Annotated in this window: 18 protein-coding genes and 1 pseudogene; 13 read left to right on the top strand and 6 right to left on the bottom strand. The window is 64.5% G+C overall.

The window, feature by feature from the left end:
• Positions 1–14 precede the first annotated feature (14 nt).
• Positions 15–824: a hydratase gene (locus ACM9ME_RS00715; protein ID WP_415641489.1), complete on the top strand. Its 810-nt coding sequence runs from the start codon at positions 15–17 to the stop codon at positions 822–824.
• Between the two features lie 11 nt (positions 825–835).
• Here ACM9ME_RS00715 and ACM9ME_RS00710 read toward each other — a convergent pair whose 3' ends face one another.
• From ACM9ME_RS00710 to ACM9ME_RS00695, 4 genes are read right to left on the bottom strand one after another with little or no spacing between them, the layout of a single operon-like run.
• Positions 836–985 carry a hypothetical protein gene (locus ACM9ME_RS00710; protein ID WP_415641488.1) on the bottom strand — a complete coding sequence of 50 codons (150 nt, stop codon included), beginning with the start codon at positions 983–985 and terminating at the stop codon, positions 836–838.
• Positions 982–1,872, bottom strand: coding sequence for an alpha/beta fold hydrolase BchO (bchO, locus tag ACM9ME_RS00705; protein ID WP_415641487.1), 891 nt, complete (start codon positions 1,870–1,872; stop codon positions 982–984). The genes ACM9ME_RS00710 and bchO overlap by 4 nt, the downstream gene beginning before the upstream one ends.
• Positions 1,869–3,638 (bottom strand): magnesium chelatase subunit D, encoded by a 1,770-nt coding sequence (locus tag ACM9ME_RS00700; protein WP_415641486.1) that lies wholly within the window; start codon positions 3,636–3,638, stop codon positions 1,869–1,871. Before ACM9ME_RS00700 ends, bchO begins: the two co-directional genes overlap by 4 nt.
• The gene (locus ACM9ME_RS00695; protein ID WP_415641485.1) at positions 3,635–4,600 is read right to left on the bottom strand and encodes an ATP-binding protein; all 966 of its coding nucleotides are present in this window, start codon (positions 4,598–4,600) and stop codon (positions 3,635–3,637) included. Before ACM9ME_RS00695 ends, ACM9ME_RS00700 begins: the two co-directional genes overlap by 4 nt.
• Before the next feature lie 50 nt (positions 4,601–4,650).
• On the opposite strand from ACM9ME_RS00695, the gene ACM9ME_RS00690 reads away from it, so the two are divergent.
• The gene (locus ACM9ME_RS00690) at positions 4,651–5,118 is read left to right on the top strand and encodes a TspO/MBR family protein (RefSeq protein ID WP_415641484.1); all 468 of its coding nucleotides are present in this window, start codon (positions 4,651–4,653) and stop codon (positions 5,116–5,118) included.
• A gap of 7 nt (positions 5,119–5,125) precedes the next feature.
• Here ACM9ME_RS00690 and hemC read toward each other — a convergent pair whose 3' ends face one another.
• Positions 5,126–6,058, bottom strand: a complete 933-nt coding sequence (gene hemC, locus ACM9ME_RS00685; protein ID WP_415641483.1) for a hydroxymethylbilane synthase — start codon at positions 6,056–6,058, stop codon at positions 5,126–5,128.
• Positions 6,059–6,188: 130 nt separating this feature from the next.
• On the opposite strand from hemC, the gene ACM9ME_RS00680 reads away from it, so the two are divergent.
• The 11 genes and pseudogenes from ACM9ME_RS00680 (at position 6,189) to ACM9ME_RS00630 (ending at position 18,811) form a co-directional block, all read left to right on the top strand.
• The gene (locus ACM9ME_RS00680) at positions 6,189–7,211 is read left to right on the top strand and encodes an NAD(P)H-binding protein (RefSeq protein WP_415641482.1); all 1,023 of its coding nucleotides are present in this window, start codon (positions 6,189–6,191) and stop codon (positions 7,209–7,211) included.
• A gap of 69 nt (positions 7,212–7,280) precedes the next feature.
• Positions 7,281–8,012 (top strand): class I SAM-dependent methyltransferase, encoded by a 732-nt coding sequence (locus ACM9ME_RS00675; protein WP_415641481.1) that lies wholly within the window; start codon positions 7,281–7,283, stop codon positions 8,010–8,012.
• Positions 8,009–9,550 carry a 2-polyprenylphenol 6-hydroxylase gene (gene ubiB, locus ACM9ME_RS00670; RefSeq protein ID WP_415641480.1) on the top strand — a complete coding sequence of 514 codons (1,542 nt, stop codon included), beginning with the start codon at positions 8,009–8,011 and terminating at the stop codon, positions 9,548–9,550. Before ACM9ME_RS00675 ends, ubiB begins: the two co-directional genes overlap by 4 nt.
• Positions 9,551–9,554: 4 nt before the next feature.
• Positions 9,555–9,914, top strand: coding sequence for a hypothetical protein (locus ACM9ME_RS00665; protein WP_415641479.1), 360 nt, complete (start codon positions 9,555–9,557; stop codon positions 9,912–9,914).
• A pseudogene (gene coaBC / locus ACM9ME_RS00660) lies at positions 9,914–11,088 on the top strand (bifunctional phosphopantothenoylcysteine decarboxylase/phosphopantothenate--cysteine ligase CoaBC). Before ACM9ME_RS00665 ends, coaBC begins: the two are co-directional and overlap by 1 nt.
• Positions 11,089–11,163: 75 nt before the next feature.
• A complete protein-coding gene (locus ACM9ME_RS00655; protein WP_415641478.1) occupies positions 11,164–11,820 on the top strand; it encodes a hypothetical protein in 657 nt (218 codons plus the stop codon).
• Between the two features lie 123 nt (positions 11,821–11,943).
• Positions 11,944–12,390, top strand: a complete 447-nt coding sequence (dut, locus tag ACM9ME_RS00650) for a dUTP diphosphatase (RefSeq protein WP_415641477.1) — start codon at positions 11,944–11,946, stop codon at positions 12,388–12,390.
• Entirely contained in the window at positions 12,387–13,166 is a 780-nt protein-coding gene (locus ACM9ME_RS00645; protein WP_415641476.1) for a HesA/MoeB/ThiF family protein, read from the top strand. Before dut ends, ACM9ME_RS00645 begins: the two co-directional genes overlap by 4 nt.
• A gap of 41 nt (positions 13,167–13,207) precedes the next feature.
• Positions 13,208–13,939 (top strand): ImuA family protein, encoded by a 732-nt coding sequence (locus ACM9ME_RS00640; RefSeq protein ID WP_415641475.1) that lies wholly within the window; start codon positions 13,208–13,210, stop codon positions 13,937–13,939.
• Positions 13,842–15,365, top strand: a complete 1,524-nt coding sequence (locus ACM9ME_RS00635; protein WP_415641474.1) for a Y-family DNA polymerase — start codon at positions 13,842–13,844, stop codon at positions 15,363–15,365. Before ACM9ME_RS00640 ends, ACM9ME_RS00635 begins: the two co-directional genes overlap by 98 nt.
• Positions 15,362–18,811, top strand: a complete 3,450-nt coding sequence (locus ACM9ME_RS00630; protein WP_415641473.1) for an error-prone DNA polymerase — start codon at positions 15,362–15,364, stop codon at positions 18,809–18,811. The genes ACM9ME_RS00635 and ACM9ME_RS00630 overlap by 4 nt, the downstream gene beginning before the upstream one ends.
• On the opposite strand, the gene ACM9ME_RS00625 is transcribed toward ACM9ME_RS00630, so the two are convergent.
• The gene (locus ACM9ME_RS00625) at positions 18,812–20,212 is read right to left on the bottom strand and encodes a DEAD/DEAH box helicase (protein ID WP_415641472.1); all 1,401 of its coding nucleotides are present in this window, start codon (positions 20,210–20,212) and stop codon (positions 18,812–18,814) included.
• Positions 20,213–20,249 lie beyond the last annotated feature (37 nt).

The raw sequence follows: 20,249 nt of genomic DNA, 5'->3' as shown, positions 1-20,249 counted from the left end.
GGTTCATCGGCAGCGTGTTTTCGCCTTATTACAAACTCACCGGCCGCGCGCGGCCCGACAATCATTGCGCCATCAACGTCTCGCTGACCGGCCCGCGCGGCAAGGCCTGGGCAATGACCGAGCGACCCGCCCACCGCGTCAGCCGCGATGCCGACAGCTTTTCGGTGGGGCCCAGCGCGATGCGTTGGGACGGCGATACCTTGGTCATCGATATTGCCGAAATCTCGGCACCCTTGCCCTACAAGGTGCGCGGAACGGTGCGGGTTAGCCCGGAAATGATCGGTACGACCGCCTTTGCGCTCGACCCCGACGGGCATCACCGCTGGCACCCCGTCGCACCGCGCGCGCGCGTCGAAGTCGAGATGACCCATCCCGGCGTGCGCTGGACCGGGGACGGATACTTCGACTCCAACTTCGGCGACCGCGCGCTGGAGGCCGATTTTGACGAATGGCATTGGGCGCGGTCGCATTTGCGCAATGATGTGGCCGTCCTTTACGAAGGCCGTCGTCGCGATGGCTCGCCATTCGAACTCGCGCTGAAGTTCGACCGCCAGGGACGGTGGCACGACATGGTTCAGCCCGCGCCGGCACCGCTCCCGCGCAGCAACTGGCTGGTCAAGCGGGCGACCCGCGCCGATGCCGGCCATTCTCCGCGCGTGCTCAAGACGTGGATCGATGCGCCGTTTTACGCGCGCTCGGCACTGTCGACGCGCCTGTTCGGCGAGGATGCGTGCGCGGTCCACGAGAGCCTGTCGCTCGGGCGGTTTCGCTCACCGATCGTCCAGTCGATGCTCCCGTACCGGATGCCCAGAGCGTTTTGGTGACTCGCCGCTGATCACGAATCTTCGGGCGCTTCGGGTGGCGGCGCGGCTTTTTTGTCTCGCGCGCTTTCCCGGTGGATCGAGACAAGCTGCCAGATGGCGAGCCCGAGCACGGCAACCCCGACGAGCCCCATATCGAGCATCCCGAAGATATGGTCGTTCATCGTCGCTTACTCCAGAATGACTCGATCAGCGCCGCGACCTGATCCGGTTGTTCCTCATGCGCGAGGTGGCCGAGCCCGGGCAGAGCCGTCAGCCGGCCATCGCTCACGATCGCGGCGGCCTGGCGCGCATTGGCGATCGGGATCGCGGCATCGTTTTCGCCGTGGATCAACAATAGCGGCGTCGCGAGTTGCGCGAGTTTTCGTTCCAACGCGGCCAGATCCCACTCGGCCATCATTGTCAGCGCGCCGGCGCATTGCCCGGACGTCGCGAACAACGCTTCGTAACAGGCGATGCCCGCCGCATCGATCTGCGACCCGGTGCTCCGCGCGAGGAACCGTGCTGTCTCACCCGGAGTACGCGCCATGCGGGCGAAGATATGCGGCGCGATCGGGTTGACGAACAAGGCGCGCGCCAGAACCGGGAACAGCTTTGCCGCCAGACCGGGGAACGGCAGCAACGCCGCACTGAGGCCGATGATAGCCTGGGGCGCCGCCAGCCCCTCGACGGTCATCCGCACAGCGATCGCCGCGCCTGCCGAGTGCCCCGCGATCATTTGTGGCTCGACCGCCAACGTCTGCATCAACCCGCTGACCGCCCGCGCCATGCCCGTCATCGACAAGCCGCCATTCGCTCGCCCGGTCGTGAAGCCATGCCCCGGCAGGTCCGGCGCGATGATACTGAAGTGCTCCGCAAGTCGCGGTCCGAGAGCACGCCAGCTGTGGGTTGCCGCGCCGGTGCCGTGAAGCAGCAGCAGCGTCGGGGCGCCCTGACGTTGCGACGCGAACTCCTGAACATGCCACCGGAGGCCGCCGCTCATGACAAAGCGGCTGTGCTCGCGATTGGGCCAGTTGCGTCCCTCGACCGCCCAGCGCGGCGCGGTGGTCATGCCGCTTGCGCCGAACGGACTGCGGCATGCATCGCGGCAGCGTCGGCGCGCGGCAACGGCAAGTATCGCGCGCGCATGGCCAGAGCGAGCGCCGCACCTTCCGGTCGCGGGCGCGCCGAAATGTCGAGAAACGCGCTGGCAATCCCGGCTGCGCCGATCTGCGCAGCGGCGGCGCTGGCATCGGCTTCGGCGGCGGCGCGCACCGCGGTTCCATCGGCGGCGATGTTGGCGCGTCCGTCGGTCAGGACGACGATGAACGGGGTCCGGCCACGCCCGCGGGCCGTTTCCGCCAGCGCGCGCGCGGCGTTCAGCCCGGCGGCCAACGGCGTCCCGCCACCGCCCGGCAACTCGGCCAAAGCACGGCGGGCGCGGGTCAGAGACCGCGTCGGTGGCAACAGCAGCTCGGCGGCCGTCCCCCGGAACGCGACCAGAGCAACCTCGGCCCGCTTCACATAGGCTTCGGCGAGCAGCAATTCGACCGCGCCCTTCGCTTCGGCAAGGCGAGCCAGTGCCGACGATCCCGAGGCATCGACCGCGAAGATCGTCACCACCTGCGCGCGCGTCTCGAACCGCCGGATGCGCAAATCGTCGCGGCCGATCCTGATCCGCGCGCCGCCTCCGCGCAGCCGCTGCCACGGCGCGGCGGCCCGCAAAGTGTCGATCAGGCTGAGCCGCAACCCTCCGCCCGGAACGCCCGCGCGCGTGCCCATCGGGCGGCCACGCGCGCCCGATTTGCGGCGTTCACCCGCTACGGCAGCGCGCGGCGAAGCTCCCCTCCGGCTGCCCAACCCCGCGATCCGGGCGAGCATGTCCTTCGGCAACGCGGCCATCGCGGCGGCGAGCACGACATCCTCCAGCGGAGCGGGCTCGGTTTGCTCGTCGGCCCCGCCGTCGCTTTCGGGCGGGGGCGGCTCGGCTGGTGGCGGCTCGGGCTGCTGGTCGTCCGGCGCCATCGGCAATTGCGTCGCGCGCGGAGACAGGATCAGGCGCACGGCCAGCACGATATCCGCCTCGATGATCGCCTCGCGACCCGCGAGAACGGCCGCTGCCCGCGCAGCCCGCAAGGCGAAGATCGGCGCGCGCGCGGAGTCGATGCCAAGCGCGGCGGCAGTCGCGGCGATGGCGGTCAGGGCTTCATCGGGAGGCTCGGACACCCAGCCGATCGGTGCCAGCATGGCCGCCGATCGGGCCTCCGGCAGCGCGTCGGCATCGTCGCTTTCCAGTGAGAGCGTCGCGCCCGAAATCGGCGACCTCGCGTCAGACAAGTCGATCCAGAACGCCAATCGCTCGGCCAGTGCCGTCGGCGGGCGCTCATCGGGCTCGACGCCGTCGTCCAGCGCCACGACGATGAACCGCGTTTCGCCGCGCAGGGCGATGCCGTCGCGCTCGACGACGATCTGGCCCGTATCGATCACCGCCGCGATCCGCGCCGCAATGGCATCGGACAGGCGTTCGGCCATCGGCACAATGACCACACCACCATCGGCTTCGGCCAGCAGCCCGGTCCGCGACACCGCCGCGCCGCGTGCCAGCGTCGCGGTCAGGTCGATTCCGCCCAGCAACCGTTCGTCGTCGATATGCCCCGGCATCCGCCGCACCGGTGCGCCTTCGGGCAAATGGGCGATGAGTTCGGCCATCACCCTGTCACGCAGTGATCCGCCGCCACGCAGCACCAAGCCGCCCAATCCAGGGTCGATCGCGCACAGTTGGGCGGCGATCCGTGCATCGGCAAGAACATCGGGCGATCCCCCGCCCGCTTCACTCACGCCGCCAGTTCCTGCAGCGCTCGCTCGATCCTGACGGTCGATCCCGTTTCGTCGAGGACATTGCGGCGCAAACGGTGGCGCAACGCCATCGGCGCGATCCTGGCGATGTGCTGTGCTGTCACGACAGGAGCATCGTCCAGTGCCGCCAGCGCGCGGGCGGCGCGCATCAGTGTCAGTTCACCGCGCAGTCCGTCGGCCCCGACCGCGATGCACAGCCGCGCGGCATAGGCCAGCACGTCTTCGGACAAGGCCAGCGCCGGCAGGGCTTCGCGTGCGCGGGCGATCCGCTTCAAGGTCTTGCGCTCGGCCCGCCGCCATGTCGCGGCGAAGTCTTCGGGGCTGCGCTCGAACGCGTCGCAGCGCTTCAGGATTTCCACCCGCTGATTCAAATCCTGCGGCGTGCGCACCTCGACCGACAGCCCGAACCGGTCGAGCAATTGCGGACGGAGTTCGCCTTCCTCGGGATTGCCGCTGCCGACCAGCACGAACCGCGCGGGATGGCGCACGCTCAGCCCTTCGCGCTCGACGACATTTTCGCCCGATGCGGCGACGTCGAGCAACAGATCGACGATATGATCCTCGAGCAGATTGACCTCATCGATATACAGAAACCCGCCATTGGCGCGCGCGAGCAGCCCGGGCTCGAACGCCTTGATCCCCGATCCCAAGGCGCGTTCCAGATCGAGCGCCCCGACCACGCGGTCTTCGGTCGCGCCCAAGGGCAGATCGACGAACGGGACGGCGACGTTGCCCTTGCGCGGGGAGCCATCCTGATAGCCCGCGCTCGCTGCCGGAATGGGCGGCAGCAAGGCCGCCAGCGCGCGCACGGCGGTCGATTTGCCGGTGCCGCGATCGCCGAACACCATCACGCCGCCGATCCGCGCATCGACCGCGGTGACCAGCAACGACAATTTCATCTCGTCCTGACCGACGATGGCGGAAAATGGGAATGACACGCGCACGGTGGCCGTGTAACACGCAGGCGACAGGCTACAAGACAGGCAAAACTGACATGTCCCCGACAATCGTTGCTGGGGGGGTCGCCATTCTCCTGGGTCTGCTCGGCGGGCTGATGACTCCGATCGGCCCTTGGTATGACAATCTGCGCAAGCCGAAATTGCAGCCGCCGAACTGGTTGTTCGGACCGGCGTGGACGATCATTCTCGGGCTCGCGGCGTGGTCGGCGGTGATCGCGTGGCATGCCGCGCCGGACCACGCTGGGCGGACCAGCGTGATCATCCTGTTCGCGACCAATGCGGTCTGCCATGCGGCCTGGAGCCCGTTATTCTTTCGCCTCCGCCGCCCCGACTGGGCGCTGATCGAAGTGGTGTTTCTGTGGGCTTCGCTGGTCGCGCTGGTGATCGGGCTGTGGCCGATATCGCATCAGGCCAGCTTGCTGATCCTGCCCTATCTGGTCTGGGTCAGTTTCGCGTCGTGGCTCAACCGCCAGATCGTCCTCCTCAACGCACCGTTCGCTTGAGGCGCGGCTAACCGTCGAGCGACAATGTAAACAATCGTCGCACCGCAGGCGGCGCGCGTTCGATCAGGTCGCGCGCCAAATCGTGTGCGACGCCGACATCGCCGATCCCGCCGGCAGCCTCTCCCGAAACATGTTCGCTGCCATCCTCGGTCAGCAATTCGGCGCGCATCGCGATACCGCTCGCGGTGATCGTCGCCAGCGCGGCGACGGGCGAATGGCAATCCGCGCCCAACGCCGCCAGCATCGCCCGCTCCATCGCCACGCAAGCGTGCGTCGGCAGATCGTCGATCGCCGCGATCCAGTCGCGAATACGCGTCGCATCGGCGAGGCACTCGATGCCCACCGCGCCCTGTGCCGGAGCCGGCAACATGACCTCGTTCGGGATCGCCACGCCGACATCGGCACGACCCAGCCGATCGAGACCCGCGCTGGCCAGCAATGTCGCATCGACCTCGCCCGCGGCGAGCTTGGCCAGCCGGGTATCGACATTGCCGCGGAACAGCATGATTCTCAGGTCGGGCCGCAGCCGCCGCATCTGCGCGGCCCGGCGCGGTGAGCTGGTGCCGATGACCGCGCCCTGCCGCAACGCCGCAATACTCGCCGCCCCGATCAGCCGGTCGCGGACATCGGCGCGCGGCAACATCGCCGCGATCATCAGGCGCACCGGTCGAATCGTCTCGACGTCCTTCATCGAATGCACCGCGCAATCGATCTCCCCCGCATCCAGCGCGCGATCGAGTTCCTTGGTCCACAACGCCTTGCCACCGATCTCCGCCAGCGCGCGATCCTGAACCCGGTCGCCGGTCGTGGTGATGATCACGATCTCGACCGCATCCTCGTCCCAGCCGTGCGCCGCGCACAGCCGTGCCCGCACCATGCGCGCCTGCACGAGCGCGAGCGGCGAGCCACGGGTGCCAAGGCGCAGAATCGGTGTTGCCATGTTCGTCTTTATCTCGTGTGATTTCGCGCGGCGACCTTGACCCGACCACGCGGCGCAAATCAATGCCGGTTTGTTGCCGGGCACCTCAAGGCATGCGACTGAAGGTCGATATCGGCGGCTGTGGGGAGCGATGAAGACGGTGCCCGGCGACGCGACAACGGCAAGTTCGGCACCAGCGTCGCGCCGTATCCTCATATTCGGTTCGACCGGCACAATCGGTCGCGCGACCGTCCGGGCTTTGGCGGCACAGGGTCATGAGGTCGTGTGTTTCACAAGGGCGCGTGGATCGCGAGCGGACGATGTCTCCGGCGCTCGGCTCAAGCGCGTCACGAACCGCGTCGGTGATGTCACAGACCCGCAATCGATCGTTCGCGATGCGCTGTGCGGCGCACGGTTCGACGCCGTAATTTCGTGCATGGCGTCGCGCACCGGCGCGCCCAAAGATGCCTGGGCGATCGATTATCAGGCGCATGTGAACATCCTCGAAGCGGCCCGCACCGCAGGCGTGCCGCACATGATCCTGCTCTCGGCGATCTGCGTTCAAAAACCGCTGCTCGCCTTTCAGCACGCCAAGCTCGCCTTCGAACAGGCATTGACGACGTCGGGACTCGATTATTCCATCGTCCGCCCGACGGCGTTCTTCAAATCGCTGTCCGGACAGGTCGAGCGGGTCAGGCAGGGCAAGCCCTATCTGATGTTCGGCGACGGTACATTGACCGCTTGCAAGCCGATCAGCGACGACGATCTGGGGCGGTTTATCGCCGGGTGCGTCGACGATCCCGATCGACGCAATCGCATTCTCCCGATCGGCGGTCCGGGCGCGGCGATTACCCCCAAGGACCAGGGCGAGCGTCTGTTCGCGCTGCTCGGTCGGGCACCACGGTTCAAACGAGTCCCGGTAGCACTGCTCGACACGATCATTGCGGCGCTCAGCGTCCTCGGTCGCGTGTTCCCGGTGATGGCGAACAAGGCGGAACTCGCCCGCATCGGCCGCTATTACGCCACCGAATCCATGCTGGTTCTGGACCCCGTCACCCGCCGCTATGACGCAGAAGCCACGCCATCGAGCGGCTCGGAAACCTTGTTCGATTATTACGCGCAGTTGATCGACGGCGAGGCCACCGCCGAACGCGGCGATCACGCCGTCTTCTAGCGCGCGAACATCGCGCGCAACCGCGCTAACCCGTTGCTCCCGAACCACCGCGCCCCTAATGCCCCCGCCATGACCGACACCGTCTCCTTCGGCTATGAAGACATTCCCGCCACCGAAAAAACGGCCCGCGTCGGCCATGTTTTTTCCAACGTCGCCCGCAATTACGATCGCATGAACGATGCCATGTCGGGCGGCATGCACCGGCTGTGGAAGGATCAGTTCGTCGCGCGGGTGAAACCGCGTGAGGGTGAATATATCCTCGATATGGCGGGCGGCACGGGCGACATCGCGTTTCGCATGGCCAAATCGGGCGCGGCGATCACCGTCGCCGACATCAATGCGGAAATGCTCGCGGTCGGCATCGATCGCGCGGCGACGCGCGGGATCGACGGTCTGGTATGGACCGAAGCCAATGCCGAAAAGCTGGTGTTCCCCGATCGCAGTTTCGACGCCTACACCATCGCCTTCGGTATCCGGAACGTGACCGACATTCCCGCAGCGCTGCGTGAGGCGCACCGCGTGCTCAAATTCGGCGGACGGTTTTTTTGCCTCGAATTCTCGACCACCGTCTGGCCGGGATTCGGCGATGTCTATGACGCCTATTCGCACCGGCTGGTGCCCAAGCTCGGCCAGATGATCGCGGGCGACGCCGACAGTTATCGCTACCTCATCGAATCGATCCGCCGTTTTCCCGATATGCCAAAGTTCGAAGGCATGATCCGCGATGCAGGCTTCGCGCGCACCAAGGTCGAACCGATTTTGGGCGGCCTCGTGGCGATCCACAGCGGCTGGAAAATTTGACCCGACCGTCGACCCATGTCTGGCGGCTGCTCAAATGGGGCCGCACGCTCGCGCGTCACGGCGCGCTGCGTGGGCTCGAGCGCGATCCCAACACGCCACCGCGCGTGCGCCGCCTGCTGAGGCTCGCGCGTTTCGGCGCGATCGTCCCGAAACGGCCGCGCTACGCCGAAGCCTTTCGCGCTATCGGCCCTGCCGCAATCAAGCTCGGCCAGACGCTTGCCACGCGCGCCGACATCGTTGGCGAGGAGGCGGCGCAGGATCTGCTCCAACTGCAGGACCGCCTGCCGCCGCTGTCGTTCGATGTGATTTGCGCCGCGATCGAACGCGGTCTCGGCAAACCGATCAACGAGCTCTACGCCTCGATCGAGCAAGACCCCGTCGGTGCCGCGTCGATCGCTCAAGTCCACCGTGCGGTCACCACCGACGGCGCGACCGTCGCGGTCAAAGTGCTACGCCCGGGCATTCCCGAAATCTTCGCGCGCGATATCGAAACCTACGATTGGGCGGCCGCGCAGTTGGAGGCGATGGGTGGAGAACTATCGCGCCTGCGCCCGCGCCTGACCATCGCGACTTTCCGCCAATGGACGCTCCGCGAACTCGATCTGCGCCGCGAAGCCGCTTCGGCTTCCGAACTGGCGGAAGGGATGACCGCCGAGCCGGGTTTCCGCATTCCGGCCATCGACTGGCAGCGCACGTCGCGGTCGATCCTGACGCTCGAATGGATCGACGGGATCAAGCTGAGCGACACCGCCGCGCTCGACGCCGCCGGCCTCGACCGTCCCGACCTCGCCCGCCGCCTGGTTCGCGCGTTCCTGCGCCAGGCGATTGCCGACGGATTCTTTCACGCCGACATGCATCAGGGCAATTTGATGGCGACGACCGCGGGCGAACTCGTCGCCATCGATTTCGGCATTATGGGCCGCATCGACAAACGCGCGCGGCAATGGCTGGCCGAAATCCTCTACGGGCTGATCACCGGCAATTACCGCCGCGTCGCCGAAATCCATTTCGAAGCGCAATACGTCCCCGCGCACCACAATGTCGCCGATTTTGCCACTGCCTTGCGCAGCGTCGGCGAACCGATGCGCGGGCTGTCGGTCAAGGACATGTCGATCGGCAACATGCTCGACAGCCTGTTCGCGATCACGCGCGATTTCGACATGGTGACGCAGCCGCATCTGCTGTTGCTGCAAAAGACGATGGTGATGGTAGAAGGCGTCGCCACCCAGCTCGATCCCGACATCAATATGTGGGAGATTTCGGAGCCGTTGGTGCGCGGCTGGATCCGCGACGAATTGGGGCCGGAAGCCAAGCTCGCCGACCGGCTGGTCGAGGACGTCAAAACCCTCGCGCGGCTGCCCGAACTCGTCCGACGGATAGAAGCGCGCTTTCCGGCCGCCGGCGGCGCTCCGCCGACATTGCCGCTGTCCGAGATTGCGGTCGTGACCGATAGTCTCGGCGGCGGATGGTGGCGCTATGCCCTGACCGCGCTGCTTGCCGGGGCGGCTGGCGCGGCGGCGGTGCTGGCCCTACATTGAGGTCATGGCCAATCCCCAACTGACCGACGAGCAACAACTGATCGCCAAGCAAATCCTCGTCAATGTCCGTGACCAGCTGCTGGCGAACAGCAATGGCGACGGCGATCTCCTGTTCGCGCTGCGCCGCAAGGTTCAGAAGGAATTGATGCATGACGAGCGCGGCAATGCCACGCACCGCAACCGCATCAAGAAAGCCAAGCGCGCCGAACAGAATGACCTGTGTCCGATCTGCGAGGTGCCGCTTCCCGAAAAGGACTGCATCCTCGACCGGTTCGAGGCGAAGCTTGGCTACACCATCGAAAACACCCGCCTGATCCACATGGAGTGCGACCGCGCCGAACAGGCGAAGAAAAACTACGCCTGATGCAGGGCAAGCGCGTCCTCCTGATCGTCGGCGGTGGCATCGCGGCGTATAAGGCGCTCGAACTCGTCCGTTTGATCCGCAAGGGCGGCGGTACCGTCCGGTGTGTGCTCACTTCGGGGGGCGCGCAGTTCGTTACCCCGCTCTCGCTCGGTGCGCTCAGCGAGCAACAGGTTCATACCAGCCTGTGGGATTTGAAGGACGAGACCGAGATGGGTCACATCCAGCTCAGCCGCGAGGCCGACCTCGTCGTCGTCGCGCCCGCCACTGCCGATCTGCTGGCCAAGATGGCCGCGGGGATTGCCGACGATCTCGCCACAACTCTGCTTCTAGCCACCGACAAGCCGGTGCTTGCCGCACCGGCGATGAACGTGCGGATGTGGCTGCACCCCGCGACTCAGCGAAACGTTGCGCAACTGAAGGCGGATGGCGTGACGATCCTCGCTCCCGATGAGGGCGAAATGGCCTGTGGTGAGTTCGGCCCCGGCCGCCTGCCCGATCCGCAGGCGATTTATGATGCGATCCAATCCGCGCTGACCGCGTGACCCTGTCCGGGAAACACGTTCTCGTCACCGCCGGCCCGACGCATGAGCCGATCGACCCGGTGCGCTACCTCGCCAATCGCAGTTCGGGGAAACAAGGCTTTGCGATTGCCGCCGCGCTCGCCGCCCAGGGTGCGCGCGTCACCCTGATCGCCGGCCCCGTGGCGTTACCGACGCCGCCGCGCGTGACACGGATTGACGTCGAAACCGCGCTGCAAATGGCGGCTGCGGTCGAAGCCGCCCTCCCCGCCGATGCGGCGATCATGGTCGCCGCCGTCGCCGACTGGCGTGTTGAAGCGTCAGCCCAGAAAATCAAAAAGGGCGCGGCTGGTCCGCCGACGCTGACACTCGTCGAAAACCCGGACATCCTCGCGACGCTGGGCCGAAGCCTCCGCCGCCCGCGCCTCCTCATCGGCTTCGCGGCGGAAACCGAAAATGTCGTGGCGCATGCCCGGGCCAAACTGGCGCGCAAGGGCTGTGACTGGATCGTCGCCAACGACGTGTCCGCCGATCCGATGGGAGGCGAGACCAACCGCGTTCACATCGTTACCAATGACGGCGTCGAAAGCTGGGATCGGATGGCCAAGGATGACGTCGCGGAACGCCTGGCAGACCGGATTGCGGTAACAATTTAGCCTGGCTGCAGGAACCAACTTCGAACGTCAGCTTTATTGAAGCGCACCCGGGCATCGTCGAGACTATCCAACGCTATGCGCATCGAAGGTAATTATCGCGACGACGGTTTTGCGACGATCCGCGGCCTGATCCCGCCCGAGGTCGCCGCGAACCTGTTCAAGCAACTGCAGATGGACCTGAACAGCGCGGGAAAGTCATTCGAGACCTTCGCTCAGTCACACGCGCTGTCCCGGCACGAGACTGTCGACATCTCCGGGCATTTCTATCGCCCGCTGACGACATTCCTCTGGGGCCTGACGCCGATCATCGCAGAGCTGACCGGCGCGGACGTCCTCCCGAGCTACGATTATTTCCGCATCTATCAAAAAGACGACGTTTGCCGGGTCCATTCGGACCGCCCGTCATGCGAACACAGCGTGTCGCTCACGCTGGTTTACAGCGACGATGTGCCATGGCCGCTGCAAGTCGGGTCGACCCGCGTGACGCGTGAAGAGCCGTGCGTCGAAAATTTCGGCGACGAACCCTATTCCTCGGTCGAAATGCAGCCCGGCGACGCCGTGCTGTATCGGGGAATAGACCTGCGTCATGGCCGAACGCTGCCCAATCCCAATCGATGGTCCGCGCATTTGTTTTTGTTCTGGGTCGAGCGCGGGGGTGAATTCGAGCAACACGCCTTTGACGAGCAACGCCTGAGGTCCGAATTGAAGCGGGTCGCCAATTTCGAGGGCTGAGACTAGTGCGCGCCGGCGAGTTGGCCATGAGCATGTTCAGTAAATGATCATTTCGGCGTCAAAGACCCATATGGTCCACCGCGCCTCATGACATAAACCGTGCGCCCCGCTAGTCTCGGGGCCATGCCCGAAATTACCATCCCGATCCTCCGCCTGTCACATGGCGAAGGGCTCCCCATCCCCGCCTATGCCACCGCCGGTGCCGCGGGGATGGACGTCGTCTCTGCTGAACATCACCACCTCGCGCCCGGAGCGCGTCATGCCGTTGCCACGGGGTTCGCGATGGCGATTCCCGAAGGGTATGAGGTACAGGTCCGTCCCCGTTCGGGCCTCGCGCTGAAACACGGCGTAACTTGCCTCAACGCCCCCGGCACGATCGACAGCGACTATCGCGGCGAAGTGAAGGTGATCCTCGCCAATCTGGGCAGCGAGCCGTTCGCGATCCGCCGGGGAGATCGCATTGCTCAGCTCGTCCCAGCCGCCGTTCAGCGCGCCACGCTCAGTGAAGTCGCCAGCCTCGACGACACCGCGCGCGGCAGCGGCGGTTTCGGTTCGACCGGGCAGCGGTGAGCCTCAGCGATACCCAGCTTGATCGCTATGCGCGGCAGATGGTGCTGCGTGAAATCGGTGCGGTCGGGCAGCTCAAATTGCGCGATGCCCATGCGGTGCTGATCGGCGCCGGCGGCATCGGGTCGCCCGCCGCGCTTTATCTGGCGGCGGCAGGGATCGGCCGCATCACCTTGATCGATGACGATAAAGTCAGTCTCGCCAACCTCCAGCGGCAGATTTTGTTTGCGACAGTCGATGTGGACGCGGGCAAGGCGGAGACCGCGCGGTCACGCCTGACCGCGCTCAATCCAGATGTCGAGATAACCATCCACGCAACGCGAATCGATGCTGCCAACGCGGCAAACTTGCTCGCCGGTGCGGACGTAGTCGTCGATGGATCAGACAATTTTGCCACCAGGCTCGCCGTCGCCGACGCTGCTTACGGCGGGCACATTCCCTTAGTCTCCGCCGCAATCGGCCAGTTCAACGGCCAACTGGGCACGTTTCGCGGCTGGGAAGACGGCATGCCCTGTTACCGCTGCTATGTCGGCGATGCGTTCGATGCGGAGGATTGCGATAATTGCGCCGAACTCGGCGTGCTCGGCGCGATGACCGGCTGGTTGGGCAGCATGGCGGCGCTTGATGCGATTCGCACCATCCACCTCTTCGGGGAGGATCAGGCGGGCAAATTACACCTGGTCGACGGCCTCGCCCCCTCGCTGCGCACCGTCCGCCTGCCCAAGGATCCGGGGTGCAAAACATGCGGCCAGAAATCAGGAACGCACCCCGCCGCTTGACTCTGGCTCGGGACTCTCCAAACTAGAACAAACCACGAACTATGATTCACGCGCCCATCTCGGCGCCGGGGACATTTGCGCCCGCGGCCGATGACGTTCCGAACCCAACCGGGCCAGGCGATCGCATCGCCGCGTCGCTCGTCAAGGCGGCGCTGCACGAGTTTGCGGCGGACGACGATCAAACCGCAAGCGCCAGCGCCTTTGCCCTGCTCGCCAATCCCACGCCAAAACCGATCCTGTGGGTGCGCGACGATCGTGCCCAGCGGCAATGCGGCCGCGTGTACGGCCCGGGCCTGGTCGATCTGGGCATCGATCCCACGCAACTGATCCTCGTCACTACGCCCGACGCGAAATCCATGCTCAAGGCATCGGTCGACGGCCTGCGCTGCGGCAGTCTCGGACTGGTGCTGATCGAACTTTGGGGCCGGAGCCCGGCGCTCGACCTCACCGCGACCCGCCGACTGACCCTCGCCGCCGAACGCTCGGGGGTTAAGGCGCTGCTCGTCCGCGCCAATGCCGTGCCCGAACCCAGCGCCGCCTGGACCCGCTGGCGGATCGGCAGCGCCCCTTCCGCTCCCTTCCCAGCCGATGCGCCGGGGCATGCCTGTTTTCAAATCGAATTGCTGCGCGACCGCGCCGGACGACCCGGTTTCGCCACGCAGCTGGAGTGGAACCGTGACGACCGCCAATTCCGTGACCCGTATCTTTCTGGCGCTGTGGCTGCCTTACCTGTCGACCGAGCGCCTGATCCGGGATGGCGCCGCGCCGGCTGACAAGCCGTTCGCCCTGGTCGAACGCCACGCCAACGCGATGCGCATTGCGCAGGTGGGGGAGGAAGCCGCCCGGCTCGGACTCAACACCGGCACAACATTGGCGGATGCGCGTGCGTTATTGCCGCAACTGGTGGTGCAGGATGATGATCCAGAGGAGGATATCGCGCTGCTCGCCTGGCTGGCCGACGCGTGCGATCGCTATACGCCGATGGTCGCGATCAACGTGCGCGATGGGCTGACGCTCGACCTCACCGGCTGTGGACCATCCGAACAGATCGCGGCCGATGTTCTGACACGGATTGCCAAACTGGGACTGACGGCGCGCGACGGTTTGGGCTCGACACCCGAAATGGCGATGGCGCGCGCGCGTTACGGCATCGCGTCAGTTGCCGCACTGCCGGTTTCAGCCTTGGGTATTCCGGCCAGCGATCAACTGGCGTTGCAACGGGCCGGACTGAAGACCGTCGGCGCGGTCGCCGCCCGACCGCGCGGAGCTCTCGCGGCACGGTTCGGCGCGGGCCTCATCGACCGCCTGCTACGCCTGACCGGCGAACAGGATTCGCGCATCACCCCGCGCCGCGTTCCGCCCACGATTTTCGCTACCCGCCGCTTCGCCGAACCGGTCGCGAGGATCGAGGATATTTTGACGTCATTACGTGATCTTATAATCGAAACTTGCGACGAACTCGCACGCCGTGGCGAAGGCGCGCGGTCGTTGCGCGCAACGCTTTTCCGGAGCGACAATGACGTCCGCTCGCTCGCCGTCGAAACCGGCCGCCCGGTGCGCGATCCAAAAGCCATCGCGAAATTGTTCGACGAACGCATCGACGCACTCAGCGACCCGCTCGACCCCGGTTTCGGCTATGACGTCATCCGCCTCGACGTCGAAGCCGCAGAGCCCTTGGCCAGCGCTTCACCCGATTTGATTGGCACATGTGAATCGTGTGAACCGGCCGATGCATTGGTCGATCGGTTGAGCACCCGCCTGACCCCCAAACGCGTCAGCCGGCTCGGCCCGGCGAACACCCACATCCCCGAACAGGCGCAGCTTGCCTTGCCCGCTGTCGAAGAACGTCAGCCCGCCAATTTTCCGGCGGCAGAACTCGGCGAACCGCCGCTGCGCCCCCTCCACCTGTTCGACCCGCCAGAGCAGGTCAAAGTCACCGCCGCCGAAATTCCGGATGGTCCGCCCGCTCAGTTCAACTGGCGTCGCAAACCATACCGCATCGTCCGCAGCGAAGGCCCCGAACGCATCGCCGCCGAATGGTGGATGCGCAAAGGCGGTGAACTCCCCGGCAAAGGCGGCCTGACCCGCGATTACTACCGCGTCGAAGACGTGCGCGGTCGCCGGTTCTGGCTGTTCCGGCATGGTCTTTACAGCGAGAAGGCCAGTCCGAGCTGGTATATTCACGGGTTGCTGGCGTGACCGAATGGGCCGAACTGGCTGCGGCGACCAATTTCTCGTTTCTCCACGGCGCCAGCCACCCCTCGGACATGGTCTACGAGGCGCACCGCCTCGGCATCAAAGCCATCGGCATTGCCGATCGTAACACGGTGGCGGGCGTGGTCCGAGCGTATATCGCGGTACGCGACGCGCCAGACAGAGCGCGCGAATATCTCTTGGAATACAAAAAGGCTCAGGGCCTGCCGGAACTACTGACGCCTGATGAAGAAATGTCAGTCAGCAAAATTGATCTTCGACTAATCGTTGGTGCCCGCCTCGTTTTCAACGACGGAACGCCAGACGTCATCGCCTACCCGCAAACCCGCAAAGGCTGGGGCCGACTGACCCGGCTCCTCACGGTCGGCAACCTCCGCACGGAAAAGGGCTGCAATCTACGCTTGCCCGATCTGCTCGCCCATCTCGAAGACTTGTGTCTGATCGTCGTGGCGCAGCCGTTTGAGTCATCGGTCATTCGTCGGTCTACGCCGCTCAAACCCAAGCGCTACACGGATAAATTCCAGCCCGAACAATTCGGCACCGCAGATATGTTTTCGCCCAAACCGGCGGCCGAACCGATGGGTCAGCAGGGATATAATTTCCTGCTGCGCCAACTTTCCCGCGCGTCGTCCGGCAATATCTGGCTAGGTGCGACACCGCGCTTCGACGGCCGTCACAGACGCAACCTGCAGATGCTGCAAAGTCTGTCGCGCCAGACCGGCGTCCCGCTCGTGGCCATCGGTGACCCGCTCTACGCAACACTCGAAGACCAGCCTTTGCACGATGTCGTCAGTTGCATCCGCGAAGGCACGACTGTCACCAAGGCTGGACGCCTGCTCGAAGCCAATGGCGAGCGGCATTTGCAGAGCCCCTCCGAACTCAACCGACTATTCGCCAAAATTCCCGAAGCCATCACCGCGCAACAGGACATCCTCGACCGCATCGAATTCACCCTCGACCAACTGCGCTACGAGTATCCGCACGAGCCGGTGCCGCAAGGCTGGGAACCGATGGACTGGCTCGAACACATCACCATGGAGGCGGCTGCAAAGCGTTGGCCGGACGGCATTCCAGATAAGGCGCGGACAATGCTCGGCGAGGAATTCGCGCTCGTCCGCGATCGGAAATATGCTTATTATTTCCTGACCGTCCACGACATCGTCAAATTTGCGCGGGCTCAGATACCCCCAATCCTGTGCCAAGGGCGTGGTTCGGCAGCCAATTCGATCATCTGTTTCCTGCTCGGCATCACCGCGATCGACCCGGCCGAGCACGGCCTGCTGTTCTCGCGCTTCGTCTCGACAGAACGCGAAGAACCGCCCGACATCGATGTCGATTTCGAGCACGAACGGCGTGAGGAGGTGATGCAATATGTTTACGAGCGATATGGGCGTCACCGTGCCGGTATTGTCGCCACCGTCATCCATTATCGTCCGCGCTCGGCGGTACGCGAGGTCGGGAAAGCCCTTGGGTTAACCGAGGATGTTACACAGAAAATGACATCGACCGTGTGGGGCAGCTTTTCTGACAAGCTGGAAGACCAGCGCGTCGAGCAAAGCGGCTTAAGCCTCGCCAATCCTGAAATCGGACGACTAAAATATCTGGTTGATCAATTGCTCAACGCGCCGCGCCATTTGTCTCAGCATGTCGGCGGGTTTGTCCTGACCGAGGACCGGCTCGACGAAACCGTCCCGCTGCATTGGGCGGCGATGGACGATCGCACCTATGTCGAATGGGACAAGGACGACATTGATGCCCTCGGCTTGATGAAAGTCGATATCCTTGCGCTCGGTATGTTGACCTGCATCCGCAAAGCCTTTGATCTGATGCGAGACAACGGTCTTGGCGAAAACACGCTTGAACTTGATCTGAAGGCCAACGACCCGGCAGTTTATCGCATGCTCTGCAAGGGCGACAGCATCGGCGTCTTTCAAGTCGAAAGCCGCGCGCAAATGAACATGCTACCGCGCCTTGAGCCTGTCGCGTTTTACGATCTCGCCATTCAAGTTGCGATCGTGCGTCCCGGGCCGATCCAAGGCAATATGGTCCATCCCTACCTTCGCAGGCGACAGCGCAAGGAAGATTGGAGTTTTCCAGAACCGCATCGCGATTTTGGCGAACCAGACGAACTTCACGGCATTCTGGGCAAAACCCTGGGTGTGCCGCTGTTTCAAGAACAGGCGATGAAGCTGGCCATCATTGCCGCTGATTTTACTCCCAACGAGGCCAATGAACTCCGCCGCGCCATGGCCACGTTTCGGCACGTTGGCGGCATGCCTCGCTTCGAGGAAAAGATGATCGGGGGCATGGTCAAGCGGGGTTATGAGGAGGACTTCGCCCGCCGTTGTTTCGAACAGATCAAGGGGTTCGGCAGTTATGGCTTCCCTGAGAGCCATGCGCTGAGTTTTGCGCGGCTGGTCTATGTCTCGTCGTGGATCAAATATTACCAGCCGGCGGTGTTTTGTGCGGCATTGCTCAATTCGCAACCGATGGGCTTTTACGCGCCCGCGCAGCTCGTTCGCGATGCGCGCGAACATGGTGTCGATGTGCGCGAAATCTGTGTGAATGCGAGTGGGTGGGACAATCGCATCGAGATGGATTCGGGCGTGCCTGCAGTTCGGCTCGGATTTCGTCAGATCGATGGGTTTAAAAAGGACTGGGGCGATGCGATTGCCGAGCTTTCGCGCTTCAATTCGATCGAAGATTTGGCTCGCCGCTCGAACTTGCCGACACGTGCGTTAAACCTGCTCGCCGATGCCGACGCGCTACAGTCGCTCGGGCATGTGCGGCGCGAGGGATTGTGGGAGGTGCGGCGGACGCCGCCCAAATCGTTGCCCTTGTTCGCCTATGACAACGCGCCCGAACTCGCCGATGAGCCGGATGCACAACTTCCCGCAATGCCGTTGAGTGAGGAGGTCGTGGCCGATTATCAGGTCACGCGCTTGTCGCTCAAAGATCACCCGATGACCTTCCTGCGCGGGATGTTCGCTGATGAAGGTGTGATCAGTTGCGCCGAATATGCCGATCGCCGCAACGGCAGTCGTGCAAAAGTCGCGGGCGTCGTTCTCGTCCGCCAGCGGCCGGGCAAGGGCAATGCGATTTTCGTCACGCTGGAGGACGAAACCGGCGTTTGCAATCTGGTTTTATGGGCGCGGACGTTCGAACGCTTCCGGCTTGAGGTTATGGCGGCGCGCGTGTTGCTCGCGGAAGGGGAAGTTCAGCGCAGTCCCGAAGGCGTCATGCATCTGATGGTAGACCGCGTGTGCGACCGGACGGGCGATCTCAAACAACTATCCGAGGACCACAAACCAAAACTGGTCCTGTCACGCGCCGACGAGTTCGAACATCCCCAGCCGTCGCGCTACAACCTGCCGCGTGGCAGTCATCCGCGCGACGTCCGGATCCTGCCGAACTCGCGCGATTTTCATTGATCAGTTGCCGTCGAACCCGAAATTGAGGAAGCTTGGAACCGGGCCGTTCCAGTCATCGTCCTGCTTCTCGCCGCCTGACTTTGTCGCTTTCGGCGGGATTGCTTTGGGTTCAGCGGCTTTGCGGGGCTCGGCCTTGCGGGGTGCCGCTTTCGGCATCTCTGCGACCGGTTCCGCAGCCTGAACGGGTTCGGGCTTGGCGGCAGGCTTGGCCCTCTCACGACGCGCTCTCGCGGGCTTGGCGGGCGTTGCTTCAGCATCGGCAGGCTTCACATCCCTGCTAGCCGGTACAGCCTTGCCGACCCGCTCGATCTTGGTCGCGGTCAGCTTTTCGATATTGGCGACCGCCTCGGCGTCCTCGGGCGTCACCAGCGTGAACGCCTTGCCCGTCGCGCCCGCGCGGCCCGTACGGCCGATGCGATGGACGTAATCGTCGGGGTGCCAGGGTACGTCGTAATTTACGACGTGGCTGACGCCCTTCACATCCAGCCCGCGCGCCGCGACGTCCGAGGCTACGAGGACGGTGATGTCACCGCTTTTGAACCGGTCGAGTTCGCGGATACGCTCGGCCTGGGCCATGTCGCCCTGGATCTGTCCCGCCTTGAACCCGGCGCGCGACAGGCTCTGCGCGAGGTCGCGGACGGTCGTCTTGCGGTTGGAAAACACGATAACCGACGAGGCACCCTCGGCGCGCAGAATGTCGATCAGCGCGTCCTTCTTACCGCGCGAGGACACTTCGACGATGCGTTGTTCTATCTGAAGATTGGCCGATGCCGGTCGCGCAACCTCGACCTGCTTGGGACTGCTCAGGAACTTGTCGGCCAGCTTCTTGATCGCCGTGGGCATTGTCGCGGAAAACAACAATGTCTGGCGATCCTTGGGCAGCTTCGTACAGATTTCTTCGATATCGGGAATGAAACCCATGTCGAGCATGCGGTCGGCTTCGTCGATCACCAGAAGTTTGCAATCGTTGAGCATGATCTTGCCGCGGCTGAACAGGTCCATCAGCCGGCCTGGCGTGGCGATCAGCACGTCGACGCCCTTTTCCAGCGCCTTGACCTGATCGCCCATCTGCACGCCGCCGATCAGCAGCGCCATCGAGAGCTTGTGATATTTGCCGTATTTCTCGAAATTCTCGGCAACCTGCGCGGCCAGTTCGCGCGTCGGTTCGAGGATCAGGCTGCGCGGCATCCGCGCGCGCGCGCGACCGCTGCCCAATATATCGATCATCGGCAACACGAACGCCGCCGTCTTGCCCGTCCCGGTCTGCGCAATACCAATCAGGTCGCGCATCATCAGCACATTGGGGATCGCCTGCTGCTGAATCGGGGTCGGCTCGGTGTAGCCGGATTCGTCGATCGCGCGCAGCAATTCGTCCGAAAGATGAAGGTCGGCGAAGCTCATTTGGGCGCCCGGTGTATAGGAGGGGCGGCGATGCGGG

This window comes from Sphingomonas antarctica (genome assembly GCF_965137005.1).
Taxonomy (GTDB): Bacteria; Pseudomonadota; Alphaproteobacteria; order Sphingomonadales; family Sphingomonadaceae; genus Sphingomonas_O; species Sphingomonas_O antarctica.
Note: the sequence above shows the minus strand (reverse complement) of the source record. Positions and strands in the feature narration are given on the sequence as shown.

Coding starts and splice junctions, on each gene's coding strand:
- ACM9ME_RS00665 (WP_415641479.1), top strand. CDS start 9,555: ATGGCCAATCCCCAACTGACCGACGAGCAACAACTGATCGCCAAGCAA.
- ACM9ME_RS00640 (WP_415641475.1), top strand. CDS start 13,208: ATGATTCACGCGCCCATCTCGGCGCCGGGGACATTTGCGCCCGCGGCC.
- ACM9ME_RS00675 (WP_415641481.1), top strand. CDS start 7,281: ATGACCGACACCGTCTCCTTCGGCTATGAAGACATTCCCGCCACCGAA.
- ACM9ME_RS00690 (WP_415641484.1), top strand. CDS start 4,651: ATGTCCCCGACAATCGTTGCTGGGGGGGTCGCCATTCTCCTGGGTCTG.
- bchO (WP_415641487.1), bottom strand. CDS start 1,872: ATGACCACCGCGCCGCGCTGGGCGGTCGAGGGACGCAACTGGCCCAAT.
- ACM9ME_RS00710 (WP_415641488.1), bottom strand. CDS start 985: ATGAACGACCATATCTTCGGGATGCTCGATATGGGGCTCGTCGGGGTT.
- ACM9ME_RS00680 (WP_415641482.1), top strand. CDS start 6,189: ATGAAGACGGTGCCCGGCGACGCGACAACGGCAAGTTCGGCACCAGCG.
- ACM9ME_RS00655 (WP_415641478.1), top strand. CDS start 11,164: ATGCGCATCGAAGGTAATTATCGCGACGACGGTTTTGCGACGATCCGC.
- dut (WP_415641477.1), top strand. CDS start 11,944: ATGCCCGAAATTACCATCCCGATCCTCCGCCTGTCACATGGCGAAGGG.
- hemC (WP_415641483.1), bottom strand. CDS start 6,058: ATGGCAACACCGATTCTGCGCCTTGGCACCCGTGGCTCGCCGCTCGCG.
- ACM9ME_RS00625 (WP_415641472.1), bottom strand. CDS start 20,212: ATGAGCTTCGCCGACCTTCATCTTTCGGACGAATTGCTGCGCGCGATC.